The 25,937-nt window shown below is 57.5% G+C and carries 23 protein-coding genes; 10 read left to right on the forward strand and 13 right to left on the reverse strand.

The features are described 5' to 3' along the window. Positions 1-59: 59 nt before the first annotated feature. From Q1B46_RS03685 to Q1B46_RS03695, 3 genes are all read right to left on the reverse strand, one after another. Complete coding sequence (locus Q1B46_RS03685; RefSeq protein WP_299944832.1) at positions 60-395, reverse strand: carboxymuconolactone decarboxylase family protein; 336 nt, start codon at positions 393-395, stop codon at positions 60-62. A 72-nt stretch (positions 396-467) separates the two neighbouring features. Beyond that, complete coding sequence (locus Q1B46_RS03690) at positions 468-1,121, reverse strand: DUF938 domain-containing protein (protein ID WP_299944835.1); 654 nt, start codon at positions 1,119-1,121, stop codon at positions 468-470. Then, a complete protein-coding gene (locus Q1B46_RS03695) occupies positions 1,118-2,185 on the reverse strand; it encodes an FAD-dependent oxidoreductase (protein ID WP_299944837.1) in 1,068 nt (355 codons plus the stop codon). The genes Q1B46_RS03690 and Q1B46_RS03695 overlap by 4 nt, the downstream gene beginning before the upstream one ends. A gap of 178 nt (positions 2,186-2,363) precedes the next feature. On the opposite strand from Q1B46_RS03695, the gene Q1B46_RS03700 reads away from it, so the two are divergent. The 3 genes from Q1B46_RS03700 to Q1B46_RS03710 all read left to right on the forward strand — a co-directional run bounded on the left by Q1B46_RS03700 (position 2,364) and on the right by Q1B46_RS03710 (position 4,645). After that, positions 2,364-2,789, forward strand: a complete 426-nt coding sequence (locus tag Q1B46_RS03700) for a hypothetical protein (RefSeq protein ID WP_299944839.1) — start codon at positions 2,364-2,366, stop codon at positions 2,787-2,789. Positions 2,790-2,792: 3 nt separating this feature from the next. Then, positions 2,793-4,025, forward strand: coding sequence for a biotin/lipoyl-binding protein (locus Q1B46_RS03705; RefSeq protein WP_299663176.1), 1,233 nt, complete (start codon positions 2,793-2,795; stop codon positions 4,023-4,025). 65 nt (positions 4,026-4,090) lie between these two features. After that, on the forward strand, positions 4,091-4,645 hold the full coding sequence (locus Q1B46_RS03710; protein WP_299944841.1) for a HutD family protein: 555 nt from the start codon (positions 4,091-4,093) through the stop codon (positions 4,643-4,645). Between the two features lie 140 nt (positions 4,646-4,785). On the opposite strand, the gene Q1B46_RS03715 is transcribed toward Q1B46_RS03710, so the two are convergent. The 7 genes from Q1B46_RS03715 to xdhA all read right to left on the reverse strand — a co-directional run bounded on the left by Q1B46_RS03715 (position 4,786) and on the right by xdhA (position 14,200). Then, positions 4,786-5,859: a BMP family ABC transporter substrate-binding protein gene (locus Q1B46_RS03715; protein WP_299944843.1), complete on the reverse strand. Its 1,074-nt coding sequence runs from the start codon at positions 5,857-5,859 to the stop codon at positions 4,786-4,788. Positions 5,860-5,890: 31 nt separating this feature from the next. Then, complete coding sequence (locus tag Q1B46_RS03720; RefSeq protein ID WP_299663180.1) at positions 5,891-6,811, reverse strand: ABC transporter permease; 921 nt, start codon at positions 6,809-6,811, stop codon at positions 5,891-5,893. Positions 6,812-6,814: 3 nt separating this feature from the next. Next, positions 6,815-7,897 carry an ABC transporter permease gene (locus Q1B46_RS03725; protein ID WP_299663181.1) on the reverse strand — a complete coding sequence of 361 codons (1,083 nt, stop codon included), beginning with the start codon at positions 7,895-7,897 and terminating at the stop codon, positions 6,815-6,817. Between the two features lie 63 nt (positions 7,898-7,960). Next, complete coding sequence (locus tag Q1B46_RS03730) at positions 7,961-9,478, reverse strand: ABC transporter ATP-binding protein (RefSeq protein WP_299944846.1); 1,518 nt, start codon at positions 9,476-9,478, stop codon at positions 7,961-7,963. Beyond that, on the reverse strand, positions 9,475-10,440 hold the full coding sequence (gene xdhC, locus Q1B46_RS03735) for a xanthine dehydrogenase accessory protein XdhC (RefSeq protein ID WP_299944847.1): 966 nt from the start codon (positions 10,438-10,440) through the stop codon (positions 9,475-9,477). The genes Q1B46_RS03730 and xdhC overlap by 4 nt, the downstream gene beginning before the upstream one ends. Then, the gene (xdhB, locus tag Q1B46_RS03740) at positions 10,440-12,842 is read right to left on the reverse strand and encodes a xanthine dehydrogenase molybdopterin binding subunit (protein ID WP_299944849.1); all 2,403 of its coding nucleotides are present in this window, start codon (positions 12,840-12,842) and stop codon (positions 10,440-10,442) included. The genes xdhC and xdhB overlap by 1 nt, the downstream gene beginning before the upstream one ends. Beyond that, positions 12,839-14,200 (reverse strand): xanthine dehydrogenase small subunit, encoded by a 1,362-nt coding sequence (xdhA, locus tag Q1B46_RS03745; protein WP_299944851.1) that lies wholly within the window; start codon positions 14,198-14,200, stop codon positions 12,839-12,841. The genes xdhB and xdhA overlap by 4 nt, the downstream gene beginning before the upstream one ends. Positions 14,201-14,544: 344 nt before the next feature. On the opposite strand from xdhA, the gene dnaE reads away from it, so the two are divergent. The 3 genes from dnaE (at position 14,545) to Q1B46_RS03760 (ending at position 18,718) form a co-directional block, all read left to right on the forward strand. After that, the gene (dnaE, locus tag Q1B46_RS03750; protein ID WP_299944853.1) at positions 14,545-18,045 is read left to right on the forward strand and encodes a DNA polymerase III subunit alpha; all 3,501 of its coding nucleotides are present in this window, start codon (positions 14,545-14,547) and stop codon (positions 18,043-18,045) included. A gap of 86 nt (positions 18,046-18,131) precedes the next feature. After that, positions 18,132-18,344 (forward strand): YMGG-like glycine zipper-containing protein, encoded by a 213-nt coding sequence (locus Q1B46_RS03755; protein WP_299663193.1) that lies wholly within the window; start codon positions 18,132-18,134, stop codon positions 18,342-18,344. A gap of 5 nt (positions 18,345-18,349) precedes the next feature. Then, positions 18,350-18,718, forward strand: a complete 369-nt coding sequence (locus Q1B46_RS03760; protein ID WP_299944856.1) for a hypothetical protein — start codon at positions 18,350-18,352, stop codon at positions 18,716-18,718. A gap of 24 nt (positions 18,719-18,742) precedes the next feature. On the opposite strand, the gene Q1B46_RS03765 is transcribed toward Q1B46_RS03760, so the two are convergent. Beyond that, positions 18,743-19,429, reverse strand: coding sequence for a DUF1629 domain-containing protein (locus Q1B46_RS03765; protein ID WP_299944858.1), 687 nt, complete (start codon positions 19,427-19,429; stop codon positions 18,743-18,745). Between the two features lie 10 nt (positions 19,430-19,439). Then, positions 19,440-19,634, reverse strand: coding sequence for a SlyX family protein (locus tag Q1B46_RS03770; protein WP_299944860.1), 195 nt, complete (start codon positions 19,632-19,634; stop codon positions 19,440-19,442). Between the two features lie 125 nt (positions 19,635-19,759). On the opposite strand from Q1B46_RS03770, the gene hisS reads away from it, so the two are divergent. From hisS to hisG, 3 genes are read left to right on the forward strand one after another with little or no spacing between them, the layout of a single operon-like run. Beyond that, positions 19,760-21,247: a histidine--tRNA ligase gene (gene hisS / locus Q1B46_RS03775; RefSeq protein WP_299944862.1), complete on the forward strand. Its 1,488-nt coding sequence runs from the start codon at positions 19,760-19,762 to the stop codon at positions 21,245-21,247. A 3-nt stretch (positions 21,248-21,250) separates the two neighbouring features. After that, positions 21,251-22,339 carry an ATP phosphoribosyltransferase regulatory subunit gene (locus tag Q1B46_RS03780; protein WP_299944864.1) on the forward strand — a complete coding sequence of 363 codons (1,089 nt, stop codon included), beginning with the start codon at positions 21,251-21,253 and terminating at the stop codon, positions 22,337-22,339. After that, positions 22,336-23,025 carry an ATP phosphoribosyltransferase gene (gene hisG, locus Q1B46_RS03785; RefSeq protein WP_299944866.1) on the forward strand — a complete coding sequence of 230 codons (690 nt, stop codon included), beginning with the start codon at positions 22,336-22,338 and terminating at the stop codon, positions 23,023-23,025. Before Q1B46_RS03780 ends, hisG begins: the two co-directional genes overlap by 4 nt. On the opposite strand, the gene Q1B46_RS03790 is transcribed toward hisG, so the two are convergent. Further along, complete coding sequence (locus Q1B46_RS03790) at positions 23,022-23,453, reverse strand: DUF1489 domain-containing protein (RefSeq protein ID WP_299944868.1); 432 nt, start codon at positions 23,451-23,453, stop codon at positions 23,022-23,024. The genes hisG and Q1B46_RS03790 overlap by 4 nt on opposite strands. A 114-nt stretch (positions 23,454-23,567) precedes the next feature. Here Q1B46_RS03790 and Q1B46_RS03795 point away from each other — a divergent pair, with 114 nt between their 5' ends. Continuing rightward, positions 23,568-25,853: an adenosylcobalamin-dependent ribonucleoside-diphosphate reductase gene (locus tag Q1B46_RS03795; protein ID WP_299944870.1), complete on the forward strand. Its 2,286-nt coding sequence runs from the start codon at positions 23,568-23,570 to the stop codon at positions 25,851-25,853. Positions 25,854-25,937: the final 84 nt, after the last annotated feature.

A 25,937-nucleotide genomic window follows, 5' to 3' on the forward strand; every position in this document is an offset into this window, starting at 1 on the left:
GAAATAGGCGGTGCCAAACAGCGCCGCCTTCCCAGAAGCCCACCCCTGGTGGGCTTTTTTTATGCGTACAATTCATCAAAGCAGTCTAGGGCTTTCGCCGCATACATCATCGACGGTCCTCCGCCCATCTGCACCGCCATCGCCAGAACATCTGAAACCTCATCCCGTGTGGCACCTGCTTTGACCAACGCCTCGGAATGCAGGGTGATGCAAGGTTCGCATCTGATTGCAATGGACATGCCCAACGCAATGAACTCTTTGGTTTTAAAGTCCAGTGTTCCACCTTCCTTGACCGATTTCCCCAAGGCACCAAAGGCGCGCATAGTATCGGGAATAGCCCCGTTCAGATTGCGTAGGCTTTTGCGTGTGCCATTAAGTGCTTCCTGCCAGCTCATTCCGACATCCTTCTCTATACATATGATAACATGCATATGATGGCGGGTGGGCAGCGGTGACTTTGATCCTGATCAGATTCCAACTTTTTTGGCAATAAAAGCCAAGTTGTTCGCGGGCATCTGAACGATCTCGACCAGTTTTAGGGCGTTTGCCGTTAGCAACGCTGATATCTCGGCGTCATTCTTGTACCCGATCTCGGGGTCTTGTTGGATCAAGGCGTCGTGAAACCGTTGATCACCCTCACTGGTCAAATGCCCGTCGCGTTTGAAGGGGCCATATAGCACCAAATGTCCATCTGCGTTTAATACACACGCGGCTTCGGAAATAAGGGTTTTGGTCTCAGGCAAACTGATCAGATGCAGCAGGTTGATCAGAACAACCATATCCTGCTGCGCCAAAGTTCTATGCCAGCCCTGTACGGTTGCATCCAGATGAACCGCAGCGGAGATGTTTGGTATGCCTCTAGCATAGGCATCAATACTGGCGCGCCGCTCCGCAGTGACTTCGCTAGGTTGCCAGGCAAGTGCAGGCATCCTCTGTGCAAAGGTCGAAATATGCTGACCGGTTCCGCTGGCCAGTTCCAACGCCCGTCCCGAGGGCGGGGCGAAGCGCGCAATAAGATCGCACAGCACCGCCGCATTTCGGCTCGCCGCTGGGGCGATCAGCTTACTGCCATCGCCTTCAGTCGCGACGCTGGCATTGGGGGGAAGATTGCGTTTTTTCATCTACGCATTCTTTCAGAATTCAGTGCCTTCACGTTTGCCTGATCAAGCTCTGGTGTCGCCCCGATCACAAGGTCCGCCACAAGCTGCGAAGCGGCCGGGGCTGTCTGAAACCCATAGCCTCCTTGACCAGCTGACCAGATGAATGACGGGTCCGAAAGATCTGGCCCAAGTACCAGCGTACCATCGGCAACAAAACTGCGAAGCCCGGCCCAATTTGTTTCGACGCGCGTAACGGGTTCGGTCACCATGGCTTCATAGCGCGCCAGACCTTCGGCAAGAACCATGTCATCGGCATAGGCATCATGGGGCGTGGTCGGGTCCGCTTCGCAGGGCGATACAATAAGCTTGCCTGCATCGGGTTTGGCATACCAGGTCTCACCCACGCCCAGCATCATGGGCCAGTTTCGCAAATCAAGCCCACCAGGTGCGGGAATACGAGCCATCGATCGGCGATACGGCGTGATCCCGATCGGTGGAATTCCCGCGGCCTGCGCCACCTCATCAACCCATGCACCCGCGGCGTTTACGATATTACGCGCTTCGAACACTTCAGAGGCGTCGATGATCCAATGATCGGATTTGCGAATGCTCTTGACCTGCTGCCGGGTCAGAACCGAGCCACCATTGCGCCGGATGATCCGGGCAAAGTCCTGCAGCATGCGATCCGTATCTATATCAAGAGCGCTATGGCTAATTGCGGTATAACCGACAGTTTCAGGATTCAGGATCGGGATGTGTCCGATGGCGTCGTCTAGCGCAATCTGTTGCGTCCCAAGTTCATCTGATTCCTTTAGGAACAACTCTCGCTGGTCCTTGCCGCCTACCAGCACAAGGCCGCGCGGTGTCAGATATTCATTGGATGCAAAGAATTCGGCGCTTGCCTCGTTCAGCGCCTTGACCGAGGGTGGCCCGTAGCCTTTTTCGAACAAGGCGGCGGACCGGCCCGAAGTGTGGTATCCCAGCGCATCCTCGGCCTCTAGCACCGTGACTGTACCGTGCGCAGACAGGCGCGCGCCTGTGCTCAGTCCGGCGATGCCGCCACCGATAATCAGGAAATCAATCATGTACTTTCTTCCGTTTCGGTCACCAAACAATTGGTGTGATGTTGCTTTTTGATGGGGCGCGGGCGGAACATGGCATGTGCGATGGCAAACGAAAAGACACAAGCACATTGCAATGGAAACTTGATCGCAAGCGGCCAGCCTGCTTTTAGTGCAAGCAACGCAAGATTCGGAGGCGAACGTGAACGTGGCAGACATTCACCCGATGGCAACGGGGCACATCCCCTCATATGTCACGCAGGCAGACGGTAGCGATTACCTGTTCACCTTCATGGTCGTTTTCACCGTGGGGATGATTGTGCTGATCGGGGTTGCGTATTTCACGCTGCATTCGATCCCCGAGAAAATGGCGCATGAAACCAATCACCCGCAGTTCCAACTGGTTGGGATTCTGGCACTTTTGGCCTTGTTTACCCATAACGGCATTTTCTGGATCGCAGCCGTGCTCGTCGCCGGGTTTCAGTTTCCCGATTTCGGCGCTCCTCTGCGACAAATCGCGGATGCTATCCGATCTTTGGCGCCCGGGCAGGATAATGAAGTGGTCCCTGATCCTCCTGAACCGGCTGTAGAGCCTGAGCCATCCGAACCAGTAGCGCAGGGGCACTGAACCATGATCGAGACGATGCTGTGCGCACTGATAACTGTGCTTCCCGACTATCTGTTCCGTCGCTTTGTTCAGGGCAAACGGATCGGGCATGAGATCACCCTGTTCACCATGTGGTATGAACTGCGCTGGGGGTTGACGACCTGTGCCATTCTGGCGCTGACCGTGATCACCACACTGTTCTACTTCCACCCGGCCAGCAAAACGGCGGCGTCTTATTTCCGGACCGTTACGATCCTTCCACAGCTTGGGGGGCGCGTATCCGAGGTTTATGTGCGCAACAATGAGCAGGTGAGCGCCGGACAGCCGATTTTCCGCATCGAGGATTTCACCCAAACCGCTCAGGTCGAGGCGGCGCATGCACAGATTGCTCAGGTGCAGGCATCGCTGAAAGTGGCGGAAACTGATCTGGCCGAGGCCGATGCGGGAATTGCGGGTGCGAGGGCTGCGTTGGATCAGTCGCTTGAGGATCTCGAACGCAATACAACGCTGCGCGACGAAGGGTCCAGTGCCGTACGCATGGCCGAGATTGACCGTTTGGAAAATCTAGTTGCCGAGCGTGAGGCCCAGGTTACTGCAGCCACATCGCGGCGTGCGGCAGTGGTGCAGCAGATCGAAGAGTTGATCCCGGCCCAGCTTGCCAGTGCCAATGCGCAACTTGATGCGGCACTGACCGAGTTGGACAAAACCGTGATCAGCGCCGGGGTCACCGGTCGTGTTGAACAATTTGGGCTTCAAGTCGGGGATTACGTTAGCCCACTGTTACGACCGGCTGGTATCCTTGTGCCGTCCTCTTCCGGGCATGACCGGTTCCAGGCTGCGTTCAGTCAGCTCTCGGCGCAGGTGATCAAACCGGGCATGATCGGCGAGTTGGGCTGCATGACCAAACCCTTTACAGTGATCCCTGTTGTCGTCGTCGAGGTGCAGGATGTGATCCCATCGGGGCAGATCAGGCCATCGGATGAGCTGCGCGATGTACAATCCAATAACAACCCGGGTTCGATCCTCGTCTACCTAGAGCCGCTTTATGAAAGCATGGCAGACGATGTGCCACCGGGCAGCAACTGTCTGGCCAATGTCTACACCGATAATCATGCCAAGCTGGAAGACGAGAATCTGGGGTTCTGGGAAAAGTCGTTCCTGCATGTGGTTGATACGATTGGCGTTGTCCATGCCGCGGGCCTGCGGCTGCGGTTGATCCTGATGCCGGTGAACACGCTGGTTCTGACCGGGCATTGATCCTGCCATGTCAACTTTTTAGCCAGGGCACCAACGGTGATAGACCGGATTGATCGGAAATCAGAATGAAGATCATCCACGCATATGATTTGCCGGAAGTAACTTGGAAAAACGGGGGCGGCGTAACGCGTGAAATCGCCGTCGCTCACGAAGGTGAGCAAGTTTTTTGGCGGTTGAGCTTGGCTGGCATAACTGCAGATGGCCCATTTTCACTGTTTGGCGGCTTGACCCGTGTTCTTACAGTAGTTGAGGGCGCCGGGATGACGTTGAAAACACCCCACAACCGCCTGCCAGCCGAGCTTCACAAACCGGTTTCGTTTGATGGGGCCACAAAGATCTACTCGACGTTAAGCAATGGGTCGGTTCGGGCGCTGAATCTGATGTTTGATCCGTTGAAATGCTTGGGACAGGTGACGGCAATCCAAGGACCGTATCATGGCACCTCGGGCGCTGCTTTGAATTTGATGTCGGCAGTATTTTGTACCAAAGGCACCGTAAAGATCGGTGGGCAGGCCCTGTTACGGAGGGGTAGCATGGCCTTGACTGGGACGAAGGAAGTGCAGTTTGAGTTGGATGCCGCGGGATCGGCGCTTGTCATCGCAATCACGAATAAATCTTAGAAACAGGCGAAGTTTCAGGCCAAACCCAGACGCGGGGTTCAGGGGCAAAAAGCTGCTTATGCCTCATACTGATCAGTTGTCAGATGCCAGAAAGGGCCCGCAAAACCTGCGGGCCCTTTTGTTTCTTTCAGCAACAGTAATTACTGCGGAATATCGCCTTCCAGCCCTTCGACATAAAAGTTCATGCCCGCCAGGGTGCCATCATCGGCGACTTCGCCTTCGGCCAGCCAGACGCTTCCGTCCTGTTTGTTGATCGGGCCGGTGAAGGGGTGATACTCACCAGCAGCCATGGCGGCTTTCAGAGCCAACGCCTCTTCTTTGACATCAGCCGGAACCGCGTCAGAAATCTCACCGATTCCAACCATGCCTTCGCGGATACCGTCCCAGGTGTTAACACTTTCCCATGTGCCATCCATGACAGCCTGAGTCCGCGCGATGTAGTAAGGAGCCCAATCGTCGATGATCGATGACACACGCGGGAAGGGGGCGTATTCGCTCATGTCCGAGGCCTGACCGAAGGTCACGACATTGCCAGCCTCCTGCGCAGCCGCCTGCGGCGCGGTCGAGTCAGTGTGCTGCAGGATAACGTCTGCACCCTGTTCGATCAGAACCTTGGCGGCGTCGGCCTCTTTGGCGGGATCGAACCATGTGTAAGCCCAGACGATCTTGAACTCGACATCCGGGTTCACCTTCTTGGCGTGCACATAGGCCGAGTTGATGCCGCGGATAACTTCGGGGATCGGGTACGAGCCGATATAGCCAATGATGTTGGACTTCGTCATATTGCCCGCAATGTGGCCCTGAACAGCGCGGCCTTCATAGAAACGGGCCGAATAGACCGAGACGTTGTCGGCCGTTTTATATCCGGTCGCATGCTCGAACTTCACATTCGGAAACTTCTTGGCCACGTTGATGGTCGGGTCCATGTAGCCGAACGAAGTGGTGAAGATCAGATCGGCCCCTTCCAGTGCCATCTGGGTCATCACGCGCTCGGCGTCCGGACCTTCGGGCACCGATTCAACGAACACGGTCTCGACCTTGTCGCCGAATTCTTCCTCGACGGCCAGACGACCCTTGTTGTGTTCATAGGTCCAGCCGCCGTCGCCCACCGGGCCAACATAGACGAAACCGACCTTTGTCTTGTCCTGGGCCATGGCCCCCGAGGCCAGACCCAGCGCCAAGGCGGCGCTTGCCATAAGTGTAGTGAATTTCATGTGTTACTCCCCAGTTTGGTTCAGTTGGCCTCTAGTGTGAGGCATGGAAGGTTCGGCCCAGTGAGGCAGGTGCTCTGCTCTTGTCGGCCGAAAGGATCACAAGCACAAGGATCGTGATGATGTAGGGCGACATTGCCAGATACTCGACTGGGATGGCAACGCCTGCAGCTTGCAGATTAAGCTGCAAAACCGTGATGCCGCCAAACAAATATGCGCCCAGTAGAACGCGCCATGGTTTCCAGCTGGCAAAGACCACCAAAGCCAAAGCGATCCAGCCGACACCGGCGGTCATGCCCTCGGTCCACTGCGGGACGCGGATCAGGCTGATATAGGCGCCGCCAAGACCTGCACAGGCCCCACCAAACAGGATCGCTATGATGCGGATCTTGATGACCTTGTAGCCAAGCGCGTGGGCGGCGTCGTGATTTTCTCCGACCGCGCGCAGGATCAGGCCAACGCGGGTGTATTTCAACGTGGCCCAAACGGCTGCGATTATCGCGATACCGACATAGAGGATTGGGTCATGCTGGAATAGGATCGGTCCGATAACAGGTATGTCGCTAAGTAATGGGATATGAACATCGCCCATGCTGGGCGGTTTGATGCCCACATAGCGTTGTCCCATCAAGGCGCTAAAACCCAGACCAAACAACGTCAGGGCCAGACCGCTGGCCACCTGATTGGCCAGTGCAAATTGCGTCAACAGCACAAATAGCAGAGACAGCACCGCACCTCCGATGGCTGCCGCGATAAAGCCCAGCCAGGGCGAGCCGGTCTCGACCGAGATCGCAAAGCCGCTTATCGCGCCAACAATCATCATGCCCTCGACGCCGAGGTTCAGAACACCTGCCTTTTCGACGACCAGCTCTCCGATTGCGGCCAACAGCAGGGGGGTTGCGGCCACCATAAGCGAGGCGACCAGAAGGATGGGGTTAATTTCACCAAGGTCCATGGGTCACGCTACCTCGCTACGGGCCGCACGGATGCGGTAGTTTGTCAAAAGATCGAAAGCCAGCAGGAAAAACAGAAGCATTCCCTGGAAGACCTGAATGGCGGCAGCGGGCAGGCCCAGTTGGGATTGCGCGATTTCACCGCCGATATACGTCAATGCCATCAGACCACCCGCCAGCAGGATACCCACTGGATGCAGACGACCCAGAAAGGCCACGATGATCGCGGTAAAGCCATAGCCAACATTAAAGTCGATGCTGACCACACCCGAAGGGCCCGAGACCTCGAACATGCCTGCAAGGCCGGCAAGCGCACCGGACAGACCCAGACAGAACAGGATCAGGCGGGCCGGGTTCACACCCGCAAATTTAGCGGCGCGGGGCGCTTCACCCGTCAGGCGGATGTGAAAGCCCAGCATGTGCCGGTTCAGCAAGACATATGAGAAGATGACAGCAATAAACGCCGCAACCACTCCCCAGTGCATGCCCGATCCGGCAATCAGTTCCGCGTTATGCGCGCTTTCATAAGATTGCAGGTTGCGGGATCCGGGAAAGCCAAACCCTTCGGGGTTTTTCAACAGACCCAAGGAAACCGAGGCCAGAAACTGCTCGGCCACATAGACCAGCATCAGCGACACCAGGATCTCGTTGGTTCCGAACCGAACCTTCAGAAACGCCGGGATTGTCGCCCACAGCCAGCCGCCGAACGCTCCGGCGAAAATCATGATGGGAAAGATGAACCAAGCTTCCATGGGGTAGAAGGCCAAACCAGCACCCGCACCAAAGATGGTCCCCATAATGTATTGCCCTTCGGCACCGATGTTCCAGATACCTGCGCGAAAGCCCAGAGACAGGCCAATCGCGATCAGGACCAGTGGCGCACCCTTCACCAGCAGTTGCGGGCGGTAGTAAAAGGCGAACTCACCAAACAGTGGTTCCCAGAAAATCGTACCGATTGCTTCAATCGGATTTTTGCCAAGAATGGCGAACAGCAATCCGCCGAACACCATGGTGGCAACCACCGCAACCAAAGGGGTCGCGTATGACCACGCTTTCGACGGCTGTGGCCGTTTCTCCAACACAATCATCTGCTCTTGCCCCTCAGTTCTTCTTCTCGTTCAAAATACGGCCGCCGGAGGCGGATAAACACGTCAGACATGCGCCACCTCCATGCCATGCGCCCCACCCATCATTAGGCCGATCTCATCAACCGTCAGGCCTGTGGCTTCGCGCGGCGCACTCAGACGCCCTTCGTTGAGTGCCGCAAAGCTGTCCGAGATTTCCATCAGCTCATCCAGATCCTGGCTGATGCACACCACGGCCGTGCCTTTTGCGGCAAGGTCCAAAATTGCCTGCCGGATCGAGGCGGCGGCGGCGGCGTCGACACCCCAGGTCGGCTGGTTCACCACCAACACATCGGGGTTTTGCAACACCTCGCGCCCAATCACGAATTTCTGCAGATTTCCGCCGGAAAGTGACCGCGCCGCATTCTCGGGCCCGGGCGTGCGTACATCAAACGCATCAATGATTTTCTCGGCAAATTGCTTGGTTTCGTTCCATTTCAGAAACCCGCTGCTTTCCAGTCCTTCGCGTACAGAACCGGTCAGCAGGGCGTTTTCGGTCAGGCTCATGTCCGGGGCCGCTGCGTGGCCCAGCCGTTCTTCGGGAGCCGTCAGTACGCCGATTTTTCGGCGTGCTGTCGGCCCAAGCATGCCGATTGCTTGGCCATTGAACTTGATCGCGTCGGCAGGGGTCTGGATTTCCCCCGACAGCACGCCCAGCAACTCATCCTGACCGTTTCCGGCAACCCCACCGATACCCAGAACCTCGCCCTTACGGACGGTCAAGTGAACATTGCGCAGCGCCGTGCCAAATTCCGAGGGCGAGGGCACCGAAAGGCCGCTTACATCCAGCGCGACCTCACCGAAATCGCGGCCCGACCGTTCGGGCGTTTGCAGGGTTGAACCCACCATCATTTCCGCCATGTCGCGGGCAGAGGTTTCGGCGGGAATACACTCGCCTACATTCTTGCCCAGACGCAGGATGGTGGCATGGTCACACAGCGTCCGGATCTCTTCCAGCTTATGTGAGATGTATAAGATCGAGGTCCCCTCAGAGCGCAATTTATTCAGCGTTTCAAACAGGATATTAACCTCCTGTGGGGTCAGAACTGATGTCGGCTCGTCCATGATCAACAGCTTGGGGTCCTGCAGCAGGCAACGGATGATCTCGACCCGTTGACGCTCACCCGCTGACAAATCACCTACAGTGCGATAAGGGTCCAGCGGCAGGCCATAGGTTTCTGACACTTCGCGGATACGCGACGCCAGATCACCCATCGGGGGCGGGTTCTCCATCCCCAGCGCGATGTTTTCAGCCACGTTTAGCGCATCGAACAGCGAAAAGTGCTGGAACACCATTGCAATTCCGTCAGAGCGCGCGGCCCGTGGTTCGGGTGGCGCGAAATTCTGCCCACGCAGCAACATCGTACCGCTGTCGGGTTTAACGAGGCCATAGATCATCTTGACCAGCGTTGATTTGCCTGCGCCGTTTTCGCCTAGCAAGGCATGAACCTCACCTTCACCGATGTCAAAAGACACCTGATCATTGGCCACGACGCCAGGATAGGCTTTGGTCAGCCCTTGAAGACTTAGAAGTGGAGTGGTCACGCGCTCAGGTCCTTCTTCAGTTCATTCTGTCGGGCTGGTCGCAGAAGCTGTGCTGCGACACCAACGGCGATCATCTGCGGGTGTTTGCCCAAGTCGGGATTGCCAATCGGGCAGGTGATCCGGCTGATCCGTTCGGGCGGGTGCCCAAGTGCGGCCAACCGCGACCGGAATCGCGCCCATTTGGTAGCCGAGCCAATCAGCCCAGCAAAGTGGAAATCATGCAAAAGCAACCTGTTGCACAGTTCCAGATCCAGATTATGTGAATATGTCAGCACCAGATGTTCAGCATCGCGTGGCGCATGGGGCACCAGTTCAACGGGTTTGGCGACCGGCACTGCCGTCACCCCGGTTGGAATACCGTCCGGAAATCGTTTAGGACCGGTATCAACCCATGTGATTGCAAGATCGGGCAGCGGGGCCAGAACATCTACCAACGCACGACCAACATGCCCTGCGCCCCAAATCCATAAATTGCGTGTTGGCTCGTGGATAGGCTCGATCATCCAGCCCTCGATCAACTGAGGTTCAGGTGCGACGCCCTGAGCGCGGGACCGGGCAAGCACACGTTTGACTGCCATAGGTTGGGTGTGAGAACCCGTTAAGGTGTCAGTTTCTGAACTCTGCGCGACGGGTCGTGCGATAACTGTGCCTTCAAGTCGCGCCAAGGAAGCGGCGTCATAGATCTCTGAGACCAACGAAACAGCTCCGCCACAGCACTGGCCCATATCGGGACCTAATGCATGATGGCTCAGCCGCGACGGCTGCATCTGAAGGCGCGCAGCCTCGGCGGCCTGATACTCCAGCGTACCGCCGCCGATGGTACCACTCTGCCCGTCCTTCCAGACCAACATGGATGCCCCAACTTCGCGGGGCGATGATCCTTTGATCCCGGCAATGACGACCCGAACCACCTTAGTGTGGGTTTCGACCGCCTCCCTCAATGCCTCCCTGTCAAAACTCATCAGGTATCTCCCTTTACCCTTTGAATTCCGCGCCAGACCTCTTCAGCGGTGGCAGGCGCATTCAGCGCCGGATAGCCGGTGCCACATGCGGCCACCGCATCCGACAGAGCCAGCCAAGCCGATATGCCCAGATTAAAGGGCGGCTCACCCACAGCTTTCGAGCGATAGATCGTGTCTTCGCGGTTCTCGCCATCCCAAAGCGCGACGTTGAAGATGTCTGGCCGGTCGGAACAGGCCGGGATTTTATAGGTCGACGGCGCATGAGTGCGCAGCCCCCCTTTGTCGTCCCAGACCAGCTCTTCCGTGGTGAGCCAGCCTGCACCCTGAACATAGGCACCTTCGACCTGCCCAATATCCAGCGCTGGATTCAGTGACGCGCCTGCATCATGCATGATATCCGTGCGCAGGATACGGTTCTCGCCGGTCAGTGTGTCGACAGCCACTTCGGTGATCGCCGCACCATAGGCGAAATAAAAGAACGGTCGCCCGTGCCCTTTGATCCGATCCCATTCGACCTTCGGGGTTTTGTAGAACCCGGTTGCCGACAGGCTAATACGCCCCTGATAGGCGAGCGCTGCGGCTTCGGCAAAGGTATAGCGTTCCTCACCAACCGAAACATACCCATCCACAAATGTCACAGTAGACGGGTCTGCTTGATGTCGTTCTGCCAGATAGTCTGCCATCCGATCACGGATCGTATCGCAGGCTGCTTTCACCGCCATGCCGTTCAGGTCGCTGCCCGAAGAGGCAGCCGTGGCCGACGTATTCGGCACCTTGGCCGTGTCGGTGGCCGTAATTTTCACCAACTCAAGAGGTATGCCAAAACGGGACGCTGCCACCTGCGCGACCTTCTGAAACAATCCTTGGCCCATCTCGGTGCCGCCGTGGTTCAGATGGACTGAGCCGTCCTGATACACATGCACCAGCGCACCAGCCTGGTTCAGGTGGGTCAACGTAAAGGAAATGCCGAATTTCACCGGGGAAAAGCCTATTCCCTTCTTGATCACGCTGTTCTCGGCGTTCCACTTTGCAACCGCCGACTTGCGGGCTGCGTAATTGCTGGAATTCAGCAAAGCGGCGGTCATGCCATGCAGTTCGAAATCGCTGACCTCCATGCCATATGGCGTGGTGTTGCCACCTGCAGGGACAGCGCGAACCGGTGCATTCCCCATTTCGACCGCACCCCGGCTGGTTAGGTCTTCATGTGGGTCGGGGTGGCCCAGCGGTTTCTGCGGGATCGGCTGCTCGGCCACCTCATGTGCCGGCTCATAGTAGTTCCGGCGGCGCAATTCCACAGGGTCCAGCCCCAGTACATGCGCGGCATGATCCATCACGCGTTCAATCCCGACGATCCCTTGCGGGCCGCCAAAGCCGCGATAGGCGGTCGCAGACTGGATGTTGGTCTTCAAGCGGTGGCTTTCGATCCGGGCATTTGGCAACAGATAAGTATTGTCTGCATGCAGCATCGCGCGGTCCGCCACGGGAAGAGACAGATCCTGCGCCCAGCCGCACAAGGCATAGTGGACAAAGGAAACCCCCTGAATGTGACCGTTGTCATCGAAGCCGGCTTTGTACGATATCCGGAAAGCATGACGCTTGCCGGTGATAATCATATCATCGTCACGGTCATAGCGCATCTTGCACGCCTTGCCGGTCGCACGGGCAGCTACGGCGCAGGCGACGGCCAAAGCGTTGCCCTGACTTTCCTTGCCGCCAAACCCTCCGCCCATCCGCCGCGTCTCAACCCGGACCGCGTGCATGGGAACGCCCAGCGCATCGGCCACCTTGTGCTGTATTTCGGTCGGGTGCTGGGTCGAGCTGTGAACCAGCATATCCGCGCCCTCATTCGGCACGGCCAGGGCGGCCTGACTTTCCAGATAGAAATGTTCCTGCCCGCCGATTTCGAAGGTATCTTCAACCACATGCGCCGCGCCTGCGATGGCACCATCCGCATCGCCCTTAACATAGATGCGCGGTCCGTCCTCGAACCGGCTGTCTGCCGCCATTGCGTCTTCAACCGTCAGAATCGGGGTTTCCTCAGCATAGTCGATCTTACCCAACCGGGCTGCCTTTCGGGCGGCCAGATGGCTGGTGGCGATGACCAGAAATACCGGCTGTCCGATATAGTGGACCGTTCCATCCGACAGCAACGGCTCATCATGGATCGATGGGGATACGTCGTTCTCAAAAGGCAGGTCATCGGCGGTCATCACCATGACCACGCCCTTGGCAGCCCTTACCGCCGACAAGTCCATCGCGGCGATCTTGCCTTTGGCGATCGGGCTCATGCCGAAAGCCAGATGCAACGATCCTGTGGGGGTCGGGATGTCGTCGACATAGCGCGCTGAACCGGCCACATGCAGCGGCGCAGTGTCGTGGGGCAGGGGTTTGGTTACACTCATGCCGACACCTCCAGCACATTGGAAAGCTCGCCCTGATCCTCGTAATAGTATCTTTTCAGCATCGCTTTGGCCGTTTCCAAGCGATACGTGGCCGAAGCCCGCATGTCCGTCATTGGGGAATAATCTTCGGCAAAAGCGGGCAGGGCGGCTTTGATTGTCTCGCGCGTCCAGGGTTTGCCGGTCAACGCGGTCTCGACAGCGGTTGCACGTTTTGGAGTTCCGGCCATACCGCCAAACGCGATGCTCACGTGTTCGACGACGCCGTCGGTCACCGTGATGTTGAAACATCCGCAAACGGCCGAGATATCCTGATCGAACCGCTTGCTAAGCTTGTAGCATTTCAACCGGTCGGCCTGACGCGGGAAGCTGACCGCCTCGACAAATTCACCCGGCGTGCGATCCTGTTTGCCGTAGTCAACGAAGAACTCTTCCAGCAAGATTGCCCGGCGGGTATCCCCTTTGCGCAAGTGCAGTGTGGCGCCCAGGGTAATCAGCGCGGGCGGATTGTCCCCGATGGGCGAGCCATTGGCGATGTTGCCGCCGACCGTTGCTGCATTCCGAACCTGGACGCTTGCATAGCGTCGGATCATTTCGGCGTAGGAAGGATGCAGATCGATCAGCGCCTCGCCCATTCGGTTCATATCGACCATTGCGCCAAAGCGGATTTCCTTGTCGGTGATCGTAATCTCTTTCAGATCCTCACAGCGATTGAGGAAGATCACAGGATCAAGGCCGCGCAACTGTTTCGTGACCCAAAGTCCAACATCCGTTGCCCCTGCAACCAATGTGGCATCGGGGTTTTCAGCGTAAACTTTGGCCAATTCATCCGACGAATCGGGCAACATGGAAGAGGTCGGCTGGACAGCCATCGGTTTGTCTTTAACCCATACGGGAACAGGATGATCCTCAGCAGCCTCAGCCGCTCGGATGATCGGTGCATAGCCGGTACAGCGGCACAGGTTTCCGGCCAGCTGAGTGTCATGATCCCTCGCGCCATTGGTGTGACTTGCCACCATCGACATCACAAAACCGGGCGTACAGAACCCGCATTGCGAGCCATGGAGGTCCACCAGTGTTTTCTGAACTGGGTGAGCGTCTCCGCTCGGACTGCTTGCGCCTTCGACCGAGCGTACCGCCTTGCCGTGAAGTTGCGGCAGGAACATGATGCACGAATTCACCGCTTTGGCACCGTCCTGATCTGTCACCATCACGGTGCAGGCCCCGCAATCGCCTTCGTTGCAACCTTCCTTGGTACCGGTCAGGCCGCGATCCTCGCGCAGCCAATCAAGCAGGGTCGCCGTCGGATCGATATCCTTCAGCTCCACTGTCTCTCCGTTCAGAAGAAACGTGATATTCATGAATGAAACCCGTCGCGTTACCCGGTTGCGCCCATTAGGTGCACTCCTTCGATGCGACGTAGAAAGAGTAGCGGGCGTGTAGCTTGCCGTCCGATGTTAGAAACAGCCTGTGTGATCTGGCAAGAAAAACTGTCTTTGTGATATATCAAATGACGCAAATAATAGTTCGTTGCCTCGTTTGTCTATCGCGCAGAGACTTGAAACTAAAGTGTTTTCTGGTCTTCGACACTCATGCGACCAGAAGCACCTTCAGAAATATCCGAATAATCAACGCGTTTAATTCGTCGAATCCAGGGTATCGGTTCATGCTTTTGCATCGCTGTTTGCTGGGATAGCTTGCAGGAATGAGCAGCAAACCCCGATTCATTCACCTCCGCGTCCACACCGAATATTCTCTGCTTGAGGGTGCCGTGCGGCTGAAAAAACTGCCCGCGCTTTGCGAGCAGATGGAGATGCCCGCGGTTGCGGTGACGGATACCAATTCGATGTTTTCGGCCCTTGAATTCTCGGTCACCGCCAGCGGGGCAGGGGTGCAGCCGATCATGGGGTGTCAGGTGGACCTGACCTTTGTGCAGCCGCAACCGGGTGAAAAACCCAAAGCGCCCGCGCCACTGGTTCTGCTGGCGCAGTCCGAGGTGGGGTACGAGAACCTGATGAAGCTCAGCTCGTGCCTTTATGTGGACAAGGGCGGGCAGTTGCCACAGGTCACACTGGAGGAGCTAGCCGAACGGTCGGACGGCCTGATTTGTTTGACGGGTGGCCCGGAAGGTCCGGTGGGGATGATGTTGCAACAGGGCCAGCGCCCTGCGGCCGAGGCCCTTGTGGACCGGTTGGCAGCGATATTCCCGGATCGGCTTTATGTCGAACTTCAGCGCCATCCGGGCGAAGATGGCCAGCCCGAGGCTGAACGCCTAACCGAGCGCGGTCATGTCGAGATGGCCTATGCCAAGAACTTGCCACTGGTCGCCACCAACGATGTCTATTTCCCGACGTCGGATATGTATGAGGCCCACGATGCCCTGATCTGTATTGCCGAAGGGGCCTATGTCGACCAGCAGCAGGGCCGCCGCCGCCTGACTGCCCAGCATTATTTCAAGTCGCAGCAGGAAATGGTGACCCTATTCGCCGATCTGCCCGAGGCCATCGAGAACACGATTGAGATCGCAAAGCGCTGCGCCTTCATGGCCTATCGCCGCGATCCGATCCTGCCAAAATTTGCTGATGATGAAGTTGCTGAGCTGCGCCGTATCGCAAACGAAGGCTTGCAGAAACGCCTGGCCGTTATCCCGCATGCGGTGACGCCCGAAGAATATCAGGAACGTCTGAACTTTGAGCTCGATATCATCGAAGGGATGGGCTTCCCGGGTTATTTCCTGATTGTCGCCGACTTTATCCAATGGTCCAAAGATCAGGATATTCCGGTTGGGCCGGGCCGAGGTTCGGGCGCGGGGTCCCTGGTGGCCTATGCATTGACGATCACCGACCTTGACCCGCTGCGCTATAGCTTGCTGTTCGAACGCTTCCTGAACCCCGAACGGGTCTCGATGCCCGACTTCGACATCGACTTTTGCATGGATCGCCGGGAAGAGGTTATCCGCTACGTGCAGCAGAAATACGGGCGCGATAAGGTGGGGCAGATCATTACCTTTGGTGCATTGCTGTCCAAGGCGGCTGTGCGCGATATCGGGCGAGTGCTTCAGATGCCATATGGGCAGGTTGATCGCCTGTCCAAGATGATCCCCGTCGAAGGCGTAAAACCCGTTTCCATCGAAAAAGCACTAAAGGATGAGCCGCGCCTGCGCGAAGAAGCACGCAATGAAGAGGTCGTGGATCGTTTGCTGACTTACGGCCAGCAGGTCGAAGGGCTGCTGCGGAATGCTTCGACTCACGCCGCTGGCGTGGTGATCGGTGACCGCCCTCTGGACGCGCTGGTGCCGATCTATCAGGATCCGCGCTCAGACATGCCTGCGACCCAGTTCAACATGAAATGGGTGGAACAGGCGGGGCTGGTCAAATTCGACTTTCTGGGCCTGAAAACGCTGACGGTGATCCAGAACGCGATGGACCTGATCTTCAAGGCCGGGCGCGAGTTGCACATCGCAGCCGACGGCACGGAACTTTATGAGCCCGCCGAAGGGGCCGTGAACCAGATCAACGCCATCCCACTGGATGATGAGGCGACGTACAAGCTCTATTCAGCAGCGAAAACCGTCGCGGTGTTCCAGGTGGAATCCTCGGGCATGATGGATGCGCTCAAGCGGATGAAGCCAGATTGTATCGAAGATATCATCGCCCTCGTCGCGCTCTACCGCCCCGGCCCTATGGAGAACATCCCCAAATTCTGCGAGGTTAAAAACAAGCTGAGCGAACGGGACACGTTGCACCCCAGCATCGACCATATCCTGGACGAAACCCAAGGCATCATCGTCTATCAGGAACAGGTGATGCAGATCGCTCAGGAAATGGCGGGCTATAGCCTTGGCGGCGCGGATTTGCTGCGCCGCGCGATGGGTAAGAAAATCCAAGAGGCGATGGACGCCGAACGCCCAAAATTCCTCAAAGGTGCCGCTGAGAATGACGTGGACGAGGCCAAGGCGACCGAGGTTTGGAATCTGTTGGATAAATTCGCCAACTATGGCTTCAACAAATCCCACGCGGCCGCTTACGCAGTGGTCAGCTATCAAACCGGCTGGCTAAAGGCGAACCACCCGGTTGAGTTCATGGCGGGTGTCATGAACTGCGATATCCACCTGACCGACAAGCTGGCCGTATACTTCGAAGAGGTCCGTAAGGGGCTGGAACTGCCATATGTACCACCGTGTGTGAACCGATCTCAGTCCACTTTTGATGTCGATGACGGGCACTTGGTCTATGCGTTGGGCGCGCTCAAGAACGTGGGCGTTGAGGCGATGAACCTGATCGTAGAAGGGCGCGCGGACAAACCGTTCTTCAACCTGTTCGATTTTGCCCGACGGGTTGATCTGAAGAAAGTCGGCAAGCGCCCATTAGAGATGCTGGCCCGCGCTGGGGCCTTCGATCAGCTCGACAAGAACCGTCGTCGTGTGTTCGAAAGTCTGGACCCGTTGGTGCAGTATTCGGCTGCCATTCATGACCAGAAGAATTCGAACCAAGTGTCGCTGTTTGGCGAGGCAGGGGATGACCTGCCGGAACCCCGCCTGTCACCTGCCTCCGATTGGCTGCCCGCCGAACGCCTGAGCGAAGAGTTCAAGGCCATTGGGTTTTATCTGTCCGGCCATCCACTGGACGACTACATGCCTGCATTGAAGCGTAAACAGGTGCTGACACTGGATCAGGTGACCGAAAAGGCGCGCTCTGGTCCGTTTATTGCGAAGATGGCCGGTGTCGTTGCCGGCCGGCAAGAGCGGAAATCAGCGCGCGGCAATCGGTTCGCCTTTGCCCAGCTCTCTGACCCGTCGGGCGCATACGAGGTTACGCTGTTCTCGGATACATTGGAAAAGTCGCGCGAGTTTCTGGAAACCGGCTCGCAAGTTGTTCTGACCGCCGAAGCAACGATGGAAGCGGATCAGCTCAAATTGTTGGGTCGCTCGGTTGGTCCGGTCGACGTGGTTGTGGCCGACGCCGGTGCAACTGGCTTGCGTGTGTTTGTCGAGGACCCGAAGGTTTTGCCGAATATGGCAAAGGTGCTGGAAGACGCGGATGTTTCGGCAAAAAGGGCCGCAAAAGGCCCGGTTTATGTTTGCCTGTTTGATCCCGGCCTGCCGGGCGAGGTCGAGATGGATTTGGGTCGAAACTTTGCGATCAACCCGCAAATCAAAGGCGCGTTGAAATCGCTTGAGGGGATCTCGGAGATCGAAGAAGTCTGACCCCGCACCGCATTGTTGCCACATGCGATGGACCCCGCTAGGCTGAATGTACATCCTCATAGGTCATTTCACAGGAGGGTTCCGAAATGACAAGTTCAGGTAATCTTTTCAAGACACTTGCATTTGCGATGGCATGCTCAGTGGCGCTGGCCTCGGCCGGGCACGCGGACGATAAGAAAAAGAAAAATACTCTGACCGGCGCTTTGGTTGGTGCTGGTGTTGGTGCGCTCGTCGGCGACGGCAAAGGGGCGGCGATCGGCGGTGTGGCCGGAGCGATTATCGGACATAACTGGAAGTGAACGCGATGCTGACAAATCTAATCAAACCGACCATCTGCGCCGCGCTATTTGTTATTCCGACATTCGCATCGGCAGACGACGCTGCTGATCAGTTGGTGCAGGAAGCATTGCCCGTGATGCACTATACATGTGCCTCGATCGCGGAAGAGGCCAATGGGGACGAAGAATTTGTGGTGGCTGTTGTCGGAAAGATGACTGCTCTGTCGCTCTATAATCGTCAGATCAATATTGAAGATCACGCGCCCAGTGACGAGGAAAAGGCCCAACTGCGCGAAACCTTCATTGCCGCCCTGTCCGAAGGCTGTGCCGCTGATAAGAACGCCCTTTTGGGCGGGGTGGTCGATAACGCGGTGAAATCGACGCTGGGATTGTAACCGACCCACCCGGAGTTGCGCGCGCTAAAGCCTGCCCACCGGGCAGCGCACAAGACCCCAGCCTTTGTCCATTTGGGCGTCTTTCAGGCCCGAGACGAGGTGGTCGGACAAAAAGAGAAGTTTCGGAACTTTTGGGTCCAGCCAAATGTCGGGGCCGCCCAACGCTTCGGGTATGACTACAAGTTGGGCTTCTTGATTGCTTCTAGGAAGGTAGGTTCGACCGTAGCGATTGCTAAGTGGTGACCGAACATCCCCCGCTGGCCCCAACACATTATAATTCCCCATGGGTCGTTTATTGCACACGTTCAGAAAGTAATACCGCTCGGACGTGGTCAGATGGTTTTCGGTCGAATCCATCAACGTCAGCGGATGAAACACCGTATCGCCCAGATCGAACTGTTCCAGAACAGATTTGGCGGCTTCTGAAACCAGTGGATAACCACCGCCGCTAATAAATGGCGCAGTGTGATATTCGACTTTTGAGTTGTAATACCACAGACTGCCAATTTGCTCTTTGGTCAGCAGCTCACCGCGTTTCCAGCCCAGATCGGCTTCCTGAACCATTCGCTTTGACCATTCAACGTCCTCGGGCGACTGCCTTTCCCGCCATTGAGGAGTGTATTCCTTTCGGATCACGGCTTCGATAACATTGATATTGTTCACCGTTGTGGCAATCCAAACGCAAGTCGCGTCGCTGTCCTCATGCGTCATCGGCAAGCCCTCAGTAATGCGGCGGGCGTTCGTCTCCGAGCACAATGCCGCCCGATCCTTCCTGCGCCCGTTCGCCCTCGCGCTGCAGCAACATCTCAACGCGGCGGGTCAAGAGGTCGATATCGGCCTGTTGGCGTGTGACGACGGTGTTCAGTTCATCGACTGTGCGGGTCAGGTGGGCGATCTGTTCTTCCAGATGCTGCATTGGGCTCTCCTTTTAAGCGTCTCTTAGCGACCCCGTGACGCCCTGACCAGAGAAACCCCGCCTTGCCCCGATGCAGGCCATGGGATAGACCGCGCGCGGAACACTAAGCCCCAAGGACGCCCCACATGGCCAAGCCCAAGAAACAGCCCCGCCCCAAGGCCGTAACGCCGAAAGGGTTCCGTGACTATTTCGGCGAAGAAGTCACGCAGCGCACCGAGATGCTGCGGATGATTGCGGGCGTCTATCATCGCTATGGTTTCGACGCGCTTGAAAGCAGCGCGGTTGAAACCGTTGAGGCGCTGGGCAAGTTCCTTCCGGATGTGGACCGCCCGAACGAAGGCGTGTTTGCGTGGCAGGAAGTTGACGAGAATGACAAGGGCGATTGGATGGCCCTGCGTTATGACCTGACCGCGCCTTTGGCGCGTGTTTACGCGCAGCACCGCAATGACCTGCCCACACCTTATCGCCGCTATGCGATGGGACCGGTCTGGCGCAACGAAAAGCCAGGGCCAGGGCGGTATCGTCAGTTTTATCAGTGTGATGCGGATACGGTGGGCACGGCTTCAATGGCCGCTGATGCTGAGATCTGCGCGATGCTGTCGGACACGCTGGAAACCGTGGGCATTCCGCGCGGCGACTATCTGGTGCGCGTCAACAACCGCAAGGTTCTGAACGGCGTGTTAGAGGCGATGGGCCTTGGCGAAGACGCTGTTGCGCGTGACAATGTCCTGCGCACCATTGATAAGTTCGACAAGGTGGGTGAGGCCGGTGTGCGCGACCTGCTGACTAAGGGCCGTCTGGATGCATCAGGCGCGTTCATCGACGGCGTGGGTCTCAGCGATGATCAGGCCGAGCCCGTGATTGCCTTCCTGACCTCCAAGGCCGCCGATACCGCCGGAACGCTGACCAATCTGCGCGCTGCTGTCGGCGACAGTAAGATTGGCGCGGACGGGATTGCCGAGTTGGAGCAGATTGGCGCCCTGCTGGATGCAGGTGGATATGGCGCGGATCGGATCGAGATTGATCCCTCGGTCGTGCGTGGCTTGGGGTATTACACCGGTCCGGTCTACGAGGCAGAACTGACCTTTGAGATCTTCGATGAGAAAGGCCGCAAGCGGCAGTTCGGATCGGTCTCTGGCGGTGGACGCTATGATGATCTGGTCAAGCGCTTCACCGGGCAGGAAGTGCCCGCGACTGGTATCTCCATTGGTGTTGATCGCTTGCTGGCCGCGCTGCGCGAAAAAGGACGGATCGCTGAACGGGCCACAGGCCCGGTGGTCGTAACCGTCATGGATCGCGATCGCATGGCCGATTATCAGGCGATGGTGGCCGAGCTGCGCAATGCAGGTATCCGGGCCGAGGTCTATCTGGGTAACCCCAAAAATTTCGGCAACCAGTTGAAATATGCAGACAAACGGAACTCTCCAATCGCGGTAATCGAAGGTGGTGACGAAAAGGCCAATGGGATCGTGCAGATCAAGGACTTGATCCTTGGCGCGAAGATTGCCGAAAGCGCCACGCTGGAGGAATGGAAAGAACGCCCCAGCCAGTTCGAAGTACCGCGCGGTGATCTGGTCGCCAAAGTGCGCGAAATTCTGGACAATCAGGACTAGGCCATGCCCAACCGTTCGCAGATACAGGCCCGCGCCGCGATGATGCGTGTCCGGTTCGAGGCCGCGGGTGCCCATGTGGTCGATACGCCTTTGTTGCAACCGGCGGGGATGCTGCTGGATCTTTATGGCGAAGATATCCGCGCACGCGCCTATGTCACCTCCGACGCGTTGCGGGGCGAGCAGATGCTACGCCCGGATTTCACTCTGCCGGTGGTGCAGATGCACATGTCCGAAGGGGCAGAACCTGCGCGCTACACCTATTCTGGCGAGGTTTTTCGCCGTCAGGAACACGACCCGGATCGGGCGAACGAGTATATTCAGGTCGGGTATGAGGTGTTTGATCGCGAAGATCCCGCTGGCGCCGACGCCGAGGTGTTCTCGTTATTTGCCTTGCAACTGCGCGGTTTGCCGTTGCGTGCGGCGACGGGTGATATCGGTATTCTGACGGCTGCCGTCGCGGGGCTGAAAACAACCGACCGTCGCAAGGCTGCACTCATGCGGCATCTCTGGCGACCACGCCGCTTCCGTGTTCTGTTGGACAGATATGCCGGGCGCAAACCGGGCCCCGAAGGTCGCGATGCGCTGTTGGACGCGGCTGATCCATTGGCCATTGATGCACCAATGATCGGTAAGCGCCGAGCGCCAGAAATCTTCGAGCGGATTGAGGCGTTGCGCGAAGACCGCACCGCGCCGCCGATTTCGGACAATGAGCTGGCCGGGCTAGAAACGCTGCTGAATGTGCGCGAGACGATGCCTTTCGCTTTGGAACAACTGCGCGACGTGGCGGTCGACTTGCCGCAGATTACGCCAGCTCTGGATCGGCTAGAGGCCCGCATTGCCGCCCTGCAGGCGCGGGGTGTGGATGTGGACCGGTTGGATTTTGAGGCCTCCTACGGCCGGACCTCAATGGAATATTACGACGGTTTCGTTTTTGGTTTCTACGCCGAAGGCCGCCCAGATCTGCCACCGGTTGCAACTGGTGGGCGCTATGACGCGCTGACCCGACAGTTGGGCGACGGGGTCGAGATACCCGCCATTGGTGGCGTAATCCGCCCAGACCTGATGCTGGAACTTGAGGAGGCCGCGCAATGAGCTTGAAACTGGGCGTGCCTTCGAAGGGCCGGTTGATGGACAAGACCTTCGCATGGTTCGAAAAGTGCGGCATCGCCTTGTCGCGCAGTGGGTCGGACCGGGAATATGCGGGCAAGGTCGAAGGGATCGACAACGTATCGCTGATCCTGCTGTCCGCCGGAGAAATCCCGCGCGAACTGGCCACGGGACGTATTCATTTGGGCGTGACCGGCATTGATCTAGTGCATGAGAAATTGCCGCGCTGGGAACAGCAGGTTGAAGAGGTCGCGCCTTTGGGGTTCGGCAAGGCCGACCTGATCATTGCAACGCCGGCTTGTTGGGTCGACGTGGATACGCTGGACGATCTGGATGCTGCGGCAGCTGGTTTTCGTAAAGCACACGGTCACCGATTGCGTATCGCCACCAAATACCACCGTCTGGTTCGGGAATTCCTGACCGACGCGGGCGTGGCCGATTACACTTTGGTCGACAGTCAGGGCGCGACCGAAGGCACGGTGGTGAATGAAACCGCCGAGGCGATTGCGGATATCACCTCGACAGGTGAAACCTTGCGGGCGAACCACCTGAAGATCTTGTCAGACGGGTTGATCCTACAATCGCAGGCGACCTTGTGGCGTAGCCGGATCGCGAAATATGACCCGGACGAAAAAGCGGTTCTGAATGAACTGCTGGACAGGTTGGCCTAAAGAACTCCGATATCCGCCAGAGCGCGGTTCAGATCGTCGGGCAGGGCATCGTCCTGCTCGCGCCCCTTGGACAGATCAGCAGGGGTGTCCTCGGGTTTCAGATAGCGCCAACCCTGAAAAGGACGTTTCAATGCGTTCTGCGTGCGATGCACATCGGGGTCAAGCACGATGGCGCAGCGGCGGATACCATCCTCGCCGCGGACCTCGTCCAGCCGCAGGATACGCTGGCGGCATTGGACGACACCTTTGACCACCCAATAGATTGATCCGCCATTCAGAATCTCAGCCTCGCGCTTTGGCCACATGCGCGTGACATGGCGCGGGTTGCCATCTTCGTAGAGTGGTTTGCGGCTGTCCTGCCATGCGATCAGCGTGTCGACGCTTTCCGATCCGACCGAGAGTTTTATGAGGTTTACATACTTATCCACAGTTTTCCCACAGAGTCGTCCATCCACTATCTATCCATTGTAGCTCATGCACGATTGTCATCAAGGTATAGTGGATGATAGTCTGTATTCCTCTTTCAGAACAGGGAATCGCCAATGAGCCGCTTTGCCGCCCCCATCGCCGAGCAAATCTGGGACATGAAATACCGCTTCAAACAGGCGGATGGAACACCCATCGATCAGACGGTTGAGGACAGCTGGCGACGCATCGCCCGCGATCTGGCGCGGGTGGAGAAAGACCCGGCGCATTGGGAGGAGAAGTTCTTTGAGGCGCTGGAGGATTTCAAATACCTCCCAGCCGGTCGTATCACCGCAGGCGCAGGAACCGCGCGGCAGGTCACCCTGTTCAATTGCTTTGTCATGGGCACTGTGCCCGACAGCATGGGTGGCATTTTTGATATGCTGAAAGAGGCCGCGCTGACCATGCAGCAGGGTGGGGGGATCGGGTACGATTTCTCGACAATCCGCCCGCGTGGTGCGGACGTAAAAGGGGTTGCGGCGGATGCGTCCGGCCCGCTGAGCTTTATGGACGTCTGGGACGCCATGTGCCGCACGATCATGTCCGCGGGTTCGCGTCGTGGGGCGATGATGGCAACCATGCGTTGCGACCATCCGGATATCGAACAGTTCATCACCGCCAAGTCTGACCCGGCGCGGTTGCGCATGTTCAACATGTCAGTGCTGGTGACCGATCCATTCATGGAGGCCGTCAAGGCCGACGGCCAGTGGGAGCTGGTGTTCGACGACAAGGTTTACCAAACAGTTCAGGCGCGTGATCTGTGGAACAAGATCATGCAGGCCACCTATGACTACGCCGAGCCTGGCGTGATCTTCATCGATCGTATAAATCAGGCCAACAACCTGAACTATGTCGAGACCATCTCGGCGACTAATCCATGCGGTGAACAACCGCTTCCTCCTTATGGCGCCTGCCTGCTGGGTTCGATTAACCTGGCGCGGCTGGTGACCGAACCGTTCGAGGATGCGGCGCATCTGGACGAAGATGCTCTGCAGGAACTGGTCGCCACTGCCGTTCGCATGATGGACAATGTGGTGGATGCGTCGAAATTCCCGCTGGCCGAACAAGAGGCCGAAGCGCAAGACAAGCGCCGCATCGGGCTCGGCGTGACAGGTCTGGCTGATGCGCTGCTGATGCTGGGCCTGCGCTATGGCTCAGACGAAGCGGCGCGTCAGACTGAGAGCTGGTTGAAAGCGATCGCCCGCGCCGCGTATCTGGCGTCGGTCGACTTGGCCAAGGACAAGGGGGCATTTCCCCTCTTCGATGCCGAAAAATACCTGGCCAGCGGCACGATGCTGCAGATGGACGACGACGTGCGCGACGCCATCCGTGAACATGGCATCCGTAACGCGTTGTTGACGTCGATTGCCCCGACTGGGACGATTTCCTTGTATGCGGGCAATGTGTCTTCGGGGATCGAACCGGTCTTTGCATATTCCTACACTCGAAAGGTGTTGCAGAAGGATGGTTCACGCACCGAAGAAGAGGTTGTCGACTACGCGGTCCAGATGTGGCGCGACAAGTTCGGTGATAAGGATCTACCGGATTATTTCGTGAACGCGCAGACGTTGTCTCCGTCCGATCACGTCAAGATGCAGGCGGCGGCACAGAAATGGATCGACAGTTCGATCTCGAAGACGATCAATTGCCCCGAGGATATCAGTTTTGACGCCTTCAAGGATGTCTACATGCAGGCCTGGGATCAGGGCTGTAAAGGCTGCACGACTTACCGACCCAACGATGTGACTGGCTCGGTCCTGACCGTGTCGGAAAGCACCGATAACGCACCTGGCGAAAGTGCCGCTGCACCGCAGGAGGTCAATGGCGGCGAAGTCGTCTACATGTCCGAACCGCTGGACCGCCCGCAATCGCTGGAGGGGTCGACCTACAAGCTGAAATGGCCCGACAGTGAACATGCGATTTACCTGACGATCAACGATATCGTCATTGGTGGCCGTCGCCGTCCGTTCGAAGTGTTCATCAATTCGAAGAATATGGAACACTACGCCTGGACGCTGGCGCTGACGCGGATGATTTCAGCCGTGTTCCGGCGCGGCGGGGATGTATCATTTGTGGTGGAGGAATTGAAGGCGGTGTTCGACCCGCGCGGAGGAGCCTGGGTCAAAGGCAAGTACATCCCGTCGATCCTTGCAGCAATCGGCGGCGTGATCGAGCAACATATGGTTGTGATCGGGTTCCTTGAGGGAGAAGGTATGGGTCTGAAGTCTGATCCGCAGGCACAGGTGGTCAATATGGACCCACCACGCGGCAAAGCATGCCCGTCCTGCGGCCAATTCGACATGGTGATGATCGAAGGATGTATGACCTGTAGAAGTTGCGGCCATTCCAAATGTGATGGATGAAAATTGATTCAAACTGTTGATCGATTCTCGGTGCCGGCACTCTGAAAGCCGCGTCATTCCAACTGTCATCATCCCTTTGTTTCT

This window comes from uncultured Ruegeria sp. (assembly GCF_947500045.1).
Lineage (GTDB): Bacteria > Pseudomonadota > Alphaproteobacteria > Rhodobacterales > Rhodobacteraceae > Ruegeria.

Bases quoted from the DNA above. Each gene is read 5' to 3' on its own strand.
- Q1B46_RS03685 (WP_299944832.1), bottom strand. From the start codon at position 395: ATGAGCTGGCAGGAAGCACTTAATGGCACACGCAAAAGCCTACGCAAT.
- Q1B46_RS03690 (WP_299944835.1), bottom strand. From the start codon at position 1,121: ATGAAAAAACGCAATCTTCCCCCCAATGCCAGCGTCGCGACTGAAGGC.
- Q1B46_RS03695 (WP_299944837.1), bottom strand. From the start codon at position 2,185: ATGATTGATTTCCTGATTATCGGTGGCGGCATCGCCGGACTGAGCACA.
- Q1B46_RS03705 (WP_299663176.1), top strand. From the start codon at position 2,793: ATGATCGAGACGATGCTGTGCGCACTGATAACTGTGCTTCCCGACTAT.
- Q1B46_RS03710 (WP_299944841.1), top strand. From the start codon at position 4,091: ATGAAGATCATCCACGCATATGATTTGCCGGAAGTAACTTGGAAAAAC.
- Q1B46_RS03715 (WP_299944843.1), bottom strand. From the start codon at position 5,859: ATGAAATTCACTACACTTATGGCAAGCGCCGCCTTGGCGCTGGGTCTG.
- Q1B46_RS03720 (WP_299663180.1), bottom strand. From the start codon at position 6,811: ATGGACCTTGGTGAAATTAACCCCATCCTTCTGGTCGCCTCGCTTATG.
- Q1B46_RS03725 (WP_299663181.1), bottom strand. From the start codon at position 7,897: ATGATTGTGTTGGAGAAACGGCCACAGCCGTCGAAAGCGTGGTCATAC.
- xdhC (WP_299944847.1), bottom strand. From the start codon at position 10,440: ATGAGTTTTGACAGGGAGGCATTGAGGGAGGCGGTCGAAACCCACACT.
- xdhB (WP_299944849.1), bottom strand. From the start codon at position 12,842: ATGAGTGTAACCAAACCCCTGCCCCACGACACTGCGCCGCTGCATGTG.
- xdhA (WP_299944851.1), bottom strand. From the start codon at position 14,200: ATGAATATCACGTTTCTTCTGAACGGAGAGACAGTGGAGCTGAAGGAT.
- dnaE (WP_299944853.1), top strand. From the start codon at position 14,545: ATGAGCAGCAAACCCCGATTCATTCACCTCCGCGTCCACACCGAATAT.
- Q1B46_RS03755 (WP_299663193.1), top strand. From the start codon at position 18,132: ATGACAAGTTCAGGTAATCTTTTCAAGACACTTGCATTTGCGATGGCA.
- Q1B46_RS03760 (WP_299944856.1), top strand. From the start codon at position 18,350: ATGCTGACAAATCTAATCAAACCGACCATCTGCGCCGCGCTATTTGTT.
- Q1B46_RS03765 (WP_299944858.1), bottom strand. From the start codon at position 19,429: ATGACGCATGAGGACAGCGACGCGACTTGCGTTTGGATTGCCACAACG.
- Q1B46_RS03770 (WP_299944860.1), bottom strand. From the start codon at position 19,634: ATGCAGCATCTGGAAGAACAGATCGCCCACCTGACCCGCACAGTCGAT.
- hisS (WP_299944862.1), top strand. From the start codon at position 19,760: ATGGCCAAGCCCAAGAAACAGCCCCGCCCCAAGGCCGTAACGCCGAAA.
- Q1B46_RS03780 (WP_299944864.1), top strand. From the start codon at position 21,251: ATGCCCAACCGTTCGCAGATACAGGCCCGCGCCGCGATGATGCGTGTC.
- hisG (WP_299944866.1), top strand. From the start codon at position 22,336: ATGAGCTTGAAACTGGGCGTGCCTTCGAAGGGCCGGTTGATGGACAAG.
- Q1B46_RS03795 (WP_299944870.1), top strand. From the start codon at position 23,568: ATGAGCCGCTTTGCCGCCCCCATCGCCGAGCAAATCTGGGACATGAAA.